The organism is Anaeromicrobium sp. (genome assembly GCF_025210435.1).
Classification (GTDB): Bacteria; Bacillota; Clostridia; order Peptostreptococcales; family Thermotaleaceae; genus Anaeromicrobium.
The window spans coordinates 1-12,542 of record NZ_JAOART010000026.1; the positions used below are offsets into that span (position 1 = coordinate 1).

Sequence of the window (12,542 nt, forward strand, 5' to 3'; positions counted from 1 at the left end):
TCCATTTGGGCATTCTCCTTTGTTTTGTATTTGGTCGGCAAACCTAAATACTATTCTAACAAAGGAGTCTTTTATTTTCTGCTCACCGCTGGAAGCTTTTTTGAACCACCCGCACAGCAGGTGGTTTTCACTTATACAATTAAAAGGTACAGTTAACTTCGTTAACTGTACCTTCATTCTTATTTAACTATATTCTTCCTTGCGCCTTTAGGAAATTGTATATTAATGCAGCAGCTTCTGCTCTTAAAGTTTCATTCTTAGGCACATATCGGTTTTCATCTCTACCTCTAATGAGTTTTAAGCTTTTTGCTGCATATATATCCTTATATGCCCAATTACTGATTTGTTCTGAATCAGCAAATTTACTTTCTTTGCTTATATCTTGATTACTTACTTTTTCTTCCTCTGCCAATTCATATGCTCTCATTACAATTGATGCCATTTCCTCTCTGTTTACAATACGATGAGGCTCATATTCTGTTTCACTAACACCTCTCACCACGCCAGACTTTCTTGCTGTGGCAATATATGGTGCAAACCAATCATCTTCCTTGATATCATGGAATCCTGTAGCTTTTTCTCCAACTTTCAAATTTAGAATTTTTACTATTAATGTAGCAAACTCTGCTCTGGTGATGCCCATATTTGGGTTAAAGTTCCCTGTTATATCGCCAGATATAATTTGTCTTGAAGCTAATAATTCTACGATTTCTTGGGACCAATGCCCCTCTAAATCTTTAAATGTCTTATTGTATTCCATTACTGCAATTTTTGCTGTATCTTTTACCTTCACTGTTATTTGATTATTCTTTTTATCAACAATACCACCTAGGCACTGCCATGCTTTACTTTCTTCATCATACACATAAACTGCAAGACGATCTTCATTAGATACCTTAGTTTCATCATATCCTATCCTTATGGATGCATCTACTTGACCATTATTCTTTATAGGTGTTACTTTATATACACTGCCTACAATCTTCATTTCTTTTTCTTTTGGCTTTAGATTTCCTGAGGAAACTTCTTGGGTTTTTGTATTTTCCTCTCCCTCTACTATTTTTATTTGACTATCCTTTTGAGGTTCTATCGTTGTATTTGCACTTGTGCTTGTATTTTTGCTTGTATTTTTGCTTGAACCTGATCTTGATGATTTTACAATTACTGTTCTTGTTACTTCTGCTTTGTTGCCATTTGAATCTTCTATTGTATATCTTAGGGTATATACACCTGTTTTAGATGTATCCACACTTCCTATTAGAATGATTCTTCCTGTTATATCTCCATCTAAGTTGTCTTTTGCTGTTGCGCCTTGTTCTATATATAGTCTATTTCGTTTGATTGTTACTTCTTTTTCACCTTTTAGAGTGATTTCAGGAGCTATATTATCTCCTTGAATCGAATCATGTTTTCCTATTACTACTTCCTTATATTTCTCACTTAATTTGATGTAATTATATAAATCTTCTGGTCTTTCATCTATTAGTTGTTGTACAATATTCTCTCTATGAAGCTTTGTTAATGTCTTATATTTTTCCACTGCTTCTGAATCAAACTCCATATCTGGGTCTTCAATAACACTTAATCCTTCTTTTATTGTTACATTTGGTTTATTAAAGATTTGTGCCATGGCTTCTTTCTTTTCAGCTAATGAAAGATTCATTACAGAGTAAATACTTAAGTGGTTTGTTAAAATGGTCATGTCTCCTGTTTCTCTATTATATTCTCCTCTGATATATTCCCACTCATTGTTTTTTTCGTTGTAGTAGAATGTCATGAATCTTGTATCTCCTTCTATGTCCTTTCCTACAACGATTCTTAATTTTATATCTTCCTCAGAAGTGAAATTTTCAATTTCTTCTGATTTAATTTTATTTCCTTCTGCATCTACTTCTACTATTTCCATTTTGAAATCATAAATCTTCTTTTCATAGATGCCCATATTTTTATTGATATTTTTTACTGCATCTTCCATTTTTCTGTTTTCAGGTTTAGATGTGTCTACTTGTTCACATACTAATGCTAATTTTGAATTAGTAGGCATACTGCTTGTATCTACAGCCTTTAATGGTACTTCTATAGAAGTATCTTTTGCTTCAAATACAAGAGATAACTCATTTTGTTGTGCATTTTTTACCTGTTCTTTGCTAATCGTTACTCTAACTGGTTCCTCTATTGTTGCTTTCTCCTTTACAACAATCTTAATTTTACGTTCATTATGTTGTTTTGCTCCTTCTATAGCATCAGTAACCTTTTTATCTAATACATCCTCTTCATTGTCTGCTATTATTGTTGCTTCTTTATCTACTTCATCCTTAACTACATGGATAAATCTTTGTTCTATACCTTCATTTCCAGCTACGTCTTTGACTGTATATGTAAGTGTATAGTATCCTACTCTATCTGAATCTACAAACCCTTCTATTTCTACTTTATTTGTTATGTCCCCATCTACATTATCTATTGCCGTGTAACCTTTTTCTTCATATAATTGCCCTTGCTCTATTGTAACAACTCTGTCACCCTTTAGTTCTAATATGGGTTTTATTCTATCTGTTACAACTCTTACTTTGAATACTATTGTTTCTGTAGCATTACCCTTTGTAATGATAGCTGTCAATATTACAAAAGTAGGTTCTGACTGTAAAGTAACCTTTCCATCTGATGTAATAATTGCTTCATTACTACTTTGCCATCTGATACTGCTTCCATTGTTTCCTTGTGTAGATAGCTTTAAATCATTAGATACCCAATCTTTATTATCTCCTTGAGCATATCCAATTTGTGTCATTTCCTTATCTTTTTTTACCCACTCTTCATCATTATCGATGATGAATTCTATAGTTGTAATATTTCCTGCAGCATCTGTAACAACTAATTTATAGGCTCCATTCGCTCCTACTACATGACCCTTTGTAAAAGGTATATCATTTAGTTTTGCAGTTCCATCACTAAATTTAATGGTTCTGTATTCCTTATATGTTTTTTCGTCTTCTACACCTTCTACCGTAGGAGGCGTATTATCTACTATAATAACTGCACTACTTGGTTCTGAAACATTTCCTACACGATCTTCTACATATACTCTATATTTTCCTTCTTTTTCAGGAACATTAATTAATGTATCGTCTCCTGATGTTTTTGTAATACTGTTTCCTTCTTCAAATTTTTTTGTTCCTAAAGGTGCAATCCATATAGTTTCAGTTTCATCACCTGTTGGTATGATTACTATACTTTCTTTACCTTTTTTAGCTATATTTTCTTTCAATACTTCATCTTGATTTTCTGGTGCTTTCCTGTCTATGTAAACAGTCTTCTTAATTTCATCACTTTCATTTCCAAATCGGTCTTCTACTTTTACACTAATATCTGTTTGTCCTTCTTCTGTTATTGTAAATGGTTCTTTATACAATTTAAAGTCGGACATATCACTTAGTTTATAATACGTATCACAGTATACAGCTGAATATACTGATCCGTATACTGAGTCAGTTACATGCTGATCATCAATTTCAGTAATCAGTGTTACTAGAAAGTTATCATTATGGTATTCCTTATCTGGATTTATCTCTATTTTTGCAGAGGCATATATGTCTTTATTTATACATACATCTGTTTTTCCTAATTTACTTTCATTTCCTGCTTTATCAATGGCTCTTGCTTCTACAGTAGTTGTTCCTGATTTTGATATCTTGAATAATCCGTTATAAGTTTTCCAAGAAGAACCATTTAGTCGATATTCTACTTTTTCTATACCCGATTCATCATCAGTAGATGAAATTTTGATTGTAATCTCATCCTTATAGAAATCTCTATCAGGATCTTTTTTGATTAATGGTTTTTGTGGTTCTGTTTTGTCTATATTGATTGTTACACTTTCTGTATTACTTACATTACCAGCTATATCTTCAGCTCTATAAGATACAGTAGTGGTTCCTTCTGTATTGACCATAGTGCTATTTCCTTCTACCCACTCATCATCACCTATCTTATATTGGTATTTGATAAATTGAGAAGCATCTGTCGAACCAGACAACATAACACTAACTCCGTCTGAGGTCCATTCTCCACTTGTGTATGTTTTACTATCAGATATTGTCTTCATTTCAACTTCTGGTTTTGTTGGTGCTTCTGTATCTTCTACTATATTTATATATCTTGCAAACCATTGAGATTCAAAATATTTTCCTTCTTGTGAAGGATTTGGTTTTTTTACTCTTAATGCTATTTTATACTCTCCAGCTTGATCAAAAGTAATTTTCGGTTTGCTTCCACTATATATTTCTTTTCCACCTTTTGTTACTTTCCATTCTTTTATTAAAGATCCATCAAGTTTTCCATCAGGATTATAACTTGTTTCTGTTATTTTAACTGTATTTCCTTCATAAGTATATAATGTTTGTGGTGATACAAAAAATTCTGCTATAGGTGCTACATCTTTACTGGCAGTAGTCACATATCTTACACATGGTGTACTCCATGTATCTTGATGGTCTTTTACCCTTAATTGGATAACATAATTTTTATTAGCTTCTAATGGATTTGGCTGTCCAGAATTCCATCCTCCAGCTGATACTTCCTTCCATTGCCATTCTCTCTGGGCAATTCCTGAAGATAAACCACCATCTAGATCATATGATTTATCTATAATGGAAACTTTATTTTCATTATCTACACTTACATGAAAGCTAGCCATAGGCTTTCTATGAACATAAACAGTATTTACTACTGTATCTTCATAGGAAATGTCATATTGACCAATTTCATTAAAGCATACATCCAAATCATTTAAATACTGTCCATCATATGGAACAACCTTTGATGAATTTTCAAAAACAGTTGGGTCATGATCAACTTTCCATCTTCCCACTGGGAACTTTCCACCTGCTGTATCTGATTTTACTGATTCAGGTCTAATATCAAATTCAACGTCATTACCATATGTAATGTATTGAATATCTTTTCCCTCTTTAAGTCCATCTGCATATTGACCAGCAATATATGCTGCAATTTTATCAATAGAATCACTATCTGTATTCTTTACAAATGTTCCTCTTTTACTATTCTTTTTGATAAATTCTTCTCCTTGATTTTTATTTGTATCTGTTCCCCATCCAATATAGTGAATCTCATCATTCCCTAATCTAGATAGGATTTCTCCTAATGGAACATCATCATTAAAATCTTCTACTATATTATCTTCTAAATTTACTATGAATTTTTTTGAATTGTCTCTCCATTCTGGTTCACGGATAATTTCAACAAATTTCTTAACGATTTCTGTTGACATGGTAATATTGTTGAAAGTAAAGTGTGTATGTCTTGAACAACCATGACTTCTATAGCTTATGATAGGACCAAATCCATAGCTCTTATAATCACTTGTTAGACTGATTTCTGATCCTAGGTCTGTTCCATCAGTAGCATTTTTCCAATTTAAAAGTTCAGAATTTATGGCATCATTCTCATTGGAAGCACCACCATATTCCATTTTGAATTTTGATGAAGATGTATCTATTTTTATTTTTCTTATTTTATCCCCAGTAGGCAACTGACAATATGCTAACTGGGTAAATCCTGGATATCTTGGATTCATAGGTGCTGATCGTCTATCACTAGTAACCGTACCAGGCCTATCATTATGAAATCCTTCAACATCTATATTTTCAAATTTGAATATTTCAGCATATACAGGTGTTCTACTACCCGTATATCTAATTAAAATCAGGTATCCTGACATGGTTTGATCTGGATATGTTCCCGTTATATTTGTATTGAATAAGAATCCTGCCCCTTCTAATGCATCATAAAATTCTCCTTCTTTTATGATAAAATCAAAGGTTTTTTTTGTTGCCATATGATCAGACATATACATAAAATCCTTGAATGCAGGCGAACCATATCCATACATATCAATATTTTTGTCACTAATTACAATATGATTATCTAAAGTATAATTCCCATTTCGTTCGCCATAATAATATAAACCATTTTCCTTATCTTCTAATTCCAGTTTATTTGTATGGTCATATGTTTTCCATGCAAAATTATTCTTAGCATCAACATCTTTTACTTCAAGGGCAGATATTTTTATATTATCTGTAGGTATTCCCCTCTCCTTAAGCTTTTCCTTTAATTGAGCCTCAAAATTAGTTACATCAACTGATGAGTTTCCTACAGATAATACCACATCAATATCTTGTTTAAGATTTACAATAATATCTTCTAGATTTTCACTCAAAGCATATGTACTGCTTAGACTCATGAAGTTCATAGATGTAAAAATCAACGTAAATATTAAAATATAGGATACAACTTTTTTTATTTTTCTACCTTTTTTCATTGCGTTTTCTCCTTTCATAATTGCTTTTTTTAACTTTTTCAATTACCAACACACTTTTTTTGATATAATCCGTCTACATTCCCCCCTCTGAAACCTAAAGTTATTTCATCTACTCTCAACAATCTATCCATCCCCCCTTACATAATGGATTTATTGCACTACAAACTCTGTGGATATTAGGTACCTATATACAATATCCACATCATCCTTTCCCAAAGAACAATTTGATTCATATGTAGGTAATTTTCCACATTTTTCTACTTATTCATATATTACCATTTTGTTCTCAACAATTTCTCAACAATGTTTATACAAGAGTTTCACTGGTAGAAGGTGCCGTATTTCCATCTATAATTTCAAGCTTATTACTTAAATTAATAATCTCAAGAAAAAACCTCATTCACCTTAAAATCCCAAGGAAAATGAGGCTAAATTTTGGTACATCTGAGAGAAATGGAGCCTCCAGCACACATTTTAGGAAAACTCATCTTAAAGTGACATACCCATTGAAAATACTATGATTTTGTTTTTAAGTTAGTTAACACAGTTGCCCAAAAATCACAAAAAATCTCCGAGAATGAAAATATATCTTTTGTTCTCCATCTAATTATAACATCTACTTTATCTACAACTACAATACTAATACTATATCCTTATAGCAGGTTTTCTTTCAAACCATCGGCTCGGCAACATGCCTCGCAAACAAAAAACACTTTACCAAATGGTAAAATGTTTTTTATTCAAAAGGGGACATAATATTTAGTTTAATTTTATTGTTCCGTTTGAACGACCCTATCTCTTTTATTAATTAATACTCCTATATTTGGTATGGCCACACTGATTAAAATAATCATGGCTCCAATTAGGGTTTGTATTCCTATGACTTCTGATAAAAATACCCATCCAAATAGGGATGCAAATATGGGTTCTAAAGTGTATATAAGGGCCATATTAGATGCGGGAATATACTTTTGAGTTACATTGGCCAATAAATATGCCAAAGCTGTACATACGATTCCTAAAAACAACATGGCCTTCCAAGCTTCCCAAGATAGACTAATAGTTGGTTTTTCTATAATTAAAGATAATATTAAACCTAAGACTCCAACAACACTAACTTGAATAGCTGCAATTATTTTTGCATCATATTTTTTAACGTATTCTTCAACTAAAATAATGTAATATGCCAAAATTACAGATCCGGCTAAAGTCATTAAATCACCAAAATTCACTCCACCTTGGCTCCCTTCTAATGTTACTAAGCCTAGACCTAATATTGACAAGAAAGTTCCTGTCCAAATGAGTTTAGATTGCTTTTCCTTTTTTACATATGTTCCTATAAAAGGTACAAAAACCACACTACTACCAACTATAAATGCATTCTTAGCAACAGTTGTATATTTTAATCCAATTGTGTGAAGTGTAAAGGCAAGAAATAAAACTCCTCCTGTAATTACTCCTCCAACCAATTGTTCTCTTGTAATTTTCACATTTCCCATTAAAAATAATACTGTAAATAACACACTGCCACCAATTAAAAATCGAAGGGCCATAAAATTAAATATACCAATATTATTAAGTATTGGTTTAGTTAAACTAAAGGATAACCCCCATAGTGCCACAATTAATATCATAATGAACTCCGCTTTAAATCTTCTCATGACCATCCCTCCTATTTATACTGGTTTATTACTTAAAGACTTCCTGCTGTTCTCCAACAATTATATCTTATTCATATAAATGGTTGTATTTCAATTAATACAAAAAAAGAGCAATAAATTTGTACATTATACAAATTCATTCCCCTTATGTATTTTATCTATAATAATCTAGAATTAATGAGATATAGTCTAATGGCTATGGCCAAAGTTTCATAGGCCATACCTTCTACTTGATTACTACCTAATAATTCATTAATTTTTCTTATACGATATCGTATAGTATTCTTATGTTGAAATAATTTTTCCGATGTGGTTTTTATATTTCCTTCACTTTCAACATATACAATGGCAGTATTTAAAAGATCCGTTCCCTTATTCTTATCATAATTCATGAGCTTTTCAATAACACCCTTATAAAAGGTATATACCCAAGGATTGTTCATAATAGGTATTAAAAATTGATATATTCCCATATTTAAAAATGAAATATTTTTCATATTATAAATAGATGCAAAATCATAGGCATATTTGCTTTCATCTATGGCCCTTCCCAAAAGACCTAAGTTATTCTTAATTTCACTAGTTCCTAGTCTATAATTATCATCTAGCAAACCAGATGCCTTTAATGCTGATTGGGAGGCTTTTTTAATATATTCATAATCATCCCTATCATAGGTTCCAATGATTAAATATCCATTTCTATATGGAATAACTAAAGAATTTTCACCTAAAAACTTACTAAGATTCCTTGGATTAAACAAGGGACCACTAACTTCTCCATGACTATCCATCTCCCTTGCAAAATAAACAATAAAGTTTTTCTTAAAATTCCTATTAATTTCATAGGCCAAATCTCGTATTCTAAATTCGTTCAGATTACTTTCTGATATTTGATCAATGATCAATTTTATATGTTCCTGGTGACTTTTAATATTAACAGCTTTATCAATTTCTAAAATTATGGTTTCCACATAGGTTTCATCAAACAAAAATAAGGGAAATCCATGTTCATGGGCTAATTCTATGGCCTCTTTAGGAATTTCCTTAAAATAAATGGTCTTTATTGCAAAACAAGCCGCTTGTGCATCAATTAAATGTTTCACAAAATCAACAATCATTTCCGGCCTATCCCTAATGGCAAGGAGATTACTAAAAATAAACTCTCCCACTTGAACCGAATTACGCACCTGCTCACCAACCTCATGATCCAATATTCCAGCCCTACTTATTTTCCTATCTAATCCATTCATCCCTGCAACGAGCCTAAATCTCTTTAATGCATCTAATTTTAATGCTTCATGAACTGTTAATGCCATGTATTCACCCCTTAGATAGTAAATTATCTAACTACTTAAGATTATTATACATTATTTCCATTCATCTTTTTTTAATAAATCAAAGTATATATTTTCCTTAAGTAGGCTCACATAAAGCTAGTTTATGAATACGAAATCTATATTTTTATATGTTCTCTTTCATATTCATTTTACATATTAACATAAGGCATATTTATTCACTATCTTATATAATAAATATGGCAACAATAGTTGTGACTATAATACCTGTCATTACAGGTATAAAGTTTCTCTTTGCAAGTTCTATTGGTGATACTCCACATATGGCAGCTGCAGGTATTAGTCCCCAAGGAACTATAGTTCCTCCACCAACCCATATGGCAGTGATTTGACCAAGTGCAGCTAAAACCGATGCTCTTACTTTAATGGCTTCACCAAATACTTTAGCTAAAGATCCTGCTAGGGAAATACCAGAAAAGCCAGACCCATCTAATCCTGTTATTGCCCCAATAATACTTTCTATAGAACATACCATCACTTTGTTCATAGGTATGGCATTAGATAGGGCTATTCCTATATCTGATAGTATACCTTGAGATGCCTCTGGTAAAAAACTTCCTCCTATGGCTTCTGAGAAGGTCCCTAATTGACCTAAATAGAAAAATGCAGCTATGGGGATAATGGGACCAAATATTTCTATTCCAAATCCAAATCCGCCTTGAATATAAGTAGTTATTTTTTCTAATGATTTTTTCTTATAGTTAATCAGTGTAATTATTACTAGTAAAAGTACAGCAGTTCCACCAATCAATGCCGTAGCCTCTCCACCCTTTAAATCAAATATGAACATACATACCACATCAGCCATAAATCCTAAGGGAACTAACAATGCTGATATTTTTGTTTTAATGGTATAGGTTTCATTATCCTGTATTTCTATACTATCTGTAATTTCTATCTTGCCCTTTTTCATATCCCTATCCAACATAAAATATCCTATGCCTATAGAAACTATGGCCATAGTCCAATACAATATCATTCCATCATTTATTATATTAGATACACCTACACCTGCTGCTGCCGCTGTTATGGTAGGAGCCCCTTGAATTACAAAGTCAGTAGATAATCCTAATCCATGACCAAATAAATTTATGGCCATGGCCACTCCTATGGCAGGAAGTCCTGCTTTTAGTGCAATGGGTAAAAAAATTGCCCCAACTAAGGCAGTTGCAGGAGATGGCCAGAAAAACCAGGACAATATTAGCATTACAGCTCCTACTGAAAAAAATGCACTGGTTCTATTTTTTATTATTTTAATAAATGGAGTTACCATTAATTGTGTAGCCCTTGTTTCCTCTAACACTTTAGATAAGGCTACTATGATAGATATGACTAATATTATTCCTATTAATTCTTTTGTGGCTACCACAAAGGAGTTAAATATACTTCCTATGGAAAATACCAAATCCTTGCTAGCGTATAGGGCCATACAAAATACACCTAGTATACAGGGCATGAGTGTATCTTTCTTTAGTGCCATTGTTATTAACACTATTAGTATAAATAGAATATAAGTATAGTGGACACCTGTTAACATATTTTACTGCCTCCTTTCTCTTAATTTTCATATTATGAATAAGAGCTACCTTTTGTGAGAAGTTGGGACAGTTTATGGTGTCTTTGAACTTATAATATTTTTTATACAAAATAAAAATACTACTCTCTTATTTGAGAGTAGTATTTTACTAATTATCTTCTTTTTGACTTGTATTTAGAATTACTATTTTTCTTCTTTCCATAGGTATTTTTTTGACCAGGCTTTTTAGGTTTATTATATGATCTTCTTTCACGTGGTCTAGATGTACCTGGAGATTTATCATTTTTAATGGTCATCTTTATAGCCTTTTCAATAGATCTTAAAGCTTCCTCCGTTTCAGGTGTAACTAAAGTAACTGCAACACCACTTTCTCCAGCTCTACCTGTACGCCCTATACGATGGATGTGTAGTTTAGTATCATTAGTTATATCATAGTTAAATACATGGGTTATACCTTCCACGTCAAGGCCACGGGCTGCTAAATCTGTAGCTACTAGGAATTGTAATTGGAGTTTTCTAAAGGATTTCATAACTTTTTCACGTTTACTTTGAGTCATATCTCCATGAAGTTCATCACAATTGTATCCTCTTTTGCCTAGTTCTTCATTAAGCTTAATTGCGGCCTTCTTTGTATTGCAAAATATTATTCCCATAAATGGGTTATTTTCATCTATGTACTTACATAGTGCCTCTAGTTTTCTCTTTTCAGTAGTTTTAACTACTACTTGCTCTATTTCATCTAATACAACCTTTTTATTCTCTGTTTTTATATGTAGTGGATTTTTCATATATCTAGAAGCTAATTTACGGATTTGTTCTGGCATAGTTGCAGAAAAAAACATGGTTTGACGTCCCTTTGGTGTGTTACGCACTATATCTTCCACATCTTGCAAAAATCCCATATGAAGCATCTGATCCGCCTCATCTAGTACTACCATTTTAAGTTTACCTAAATCAATGCTCTTACGTTTTAAATGATCAATCAATCTCCCTGGTGTGGCAATGACCATGTGGATAGCACCCTTTAACCTTTTTCTTTGTCTCTCCACATCTTGTCCTCCATAGGCTGATAGTATATTTATATCCTTAGCTTCTGCAAGCTTTTTAGCCTCTGCTGTAATTTGGATAGCCAACTCTCTAGTAGGAGTAATAATCAGTCCTTGTACATGGGGTTTACTAGGGTCTATATTTTTCATTATAGGTAGCAAAAAAGCAAGGGTTTTTCCCGTTCCCGTATGGGCCTGTGCCACCACATCCCTTCCCTTTAACAAGGGGCGAATGCACTGTTCTTGTATTTGGGTCGGTTGTACAATGCCGTTTTTTTTCAATATATCTTTTAAGTCTTTTCCAATGCCAAGATCTAAAAAGTCACTCATAATATTCATTCCTTTCATATTCCTACTTATTATTATCATTAATTATTAAATCCATCCTGCTATTTTATCATGAATAAAGATGATTAACAATTTTAATGTGCCTTATATAAATTTATCAACACTAAACTTTCCTTATACAGTAACTTGCCTACAAGGGAAAATATATTGAAAATTTTTGGGATTGTGGAACGTCACAACATCTTGTGCTACTCGAACATGAAGTGTGAACCTATCTACGAAGATTCACACTTTCGCTTGTGACAAGGACTT

5 protein-coding genes are annotated in these 12,542 nt (G+C 32.3%); all 5 read right to left on the reverse strand.

What is annotated here, in order from left to right; genetic code table 11:
* Positions 1-187: 187 nt before the first annotated feature.
* On the reverse strand, positions 188-6,343 hold the full coding sequence (locus N4A57_RS03140) for an OmpL47-type beta-barrel domain-containing protein (RefSeq protein WP_293656075.1): 6,156 nt from the start codon (positions 6,341-6,343) through the stop codon (positions 188-190).
* A 770-nt stretch (positions 6,344-7,113) separates the two neighbouring features.
* Positions 7,114-8,004, reverse strand: coding sequence for a DMT family transporter (locus N4A57_RS03145; RefSeq protein WP_293656077.1), 891 nt, complete (start codon positions 8,002-8,004; stop codon positions 7,114-7,116).
* Positions 8,005-8,162: 158 nt separating this feature from the next.
* The gene (locus tag N4A57_RS03150) at positions 8,163-9,320 is read right to left on the reverse strand and encodes a PucR family transcriptional regulator (protein ID WP_293656079.1); all 1,158 of its coding nucleotides are present in this window, start codon (positions 9,318-9,320) and stop codon (positions 8,163-8,165) included.
* Between the two features lie 205 nt (positions 9,321-9,525).
* Entirely contained in the window at positions 9,526-10,896 is a 1,371-nt protein-coding gene (locus tag N4A57_RS03155) for a hypothetical protein (RefSeq protein WP_293656081.1), read from the reverse strand.
* Positions 10,897-11,048: 152 nt separating this feature from the next.
* A complete protein-coding gene (locus N4A57_RS03160; protein WP_293656082.1) occupies positions 11,049-12,272 on the reverse strand; it encodes a DEAD/DEAH box helicase in 1,224 nt (407 codons plus the stop codon).
* Between the last annotated feature and the right edge of the window lie 270 nt (positions 12,273-12,542).

Coding starts and splice junctions, on each gene's coding strand:
- N4A57_RS03140 (WP_293656075.1), bottom strand. CDS start 6,343: ATGAAAAAAGGTAGAAAAATAAAAAAAGTTGTATCCTATATTTTAATA.
- N4A57_RS03145 (WP_293656077.1), bottom strand. CDS start 8,004: ATGAGAAGATTTAAAGCGGAGTTCATTATGATATTAATTGTGGCACTA.
- N4A57_RS03150 (WP_293656079.1), bottom strand. CDS start 9,320: ATGGCATTAACAGTTCATGAAGCATTAAAATTAGATGCATTAAAGAGA.
- N4A57_RS03155 (WP_293656081.1), bottom strand. CDS start 10,896: ATGTTAACAGGTGTCCACTATACTTATATTCTATTTATACTAATAGTG.
- N4A57_RS03160 (WP_293656082.1), bottom strand. CDS start 12,272: ATGAGTGACTTTTTAGATCTTGGCATTGGAAAAGACTTAAAAGATATA.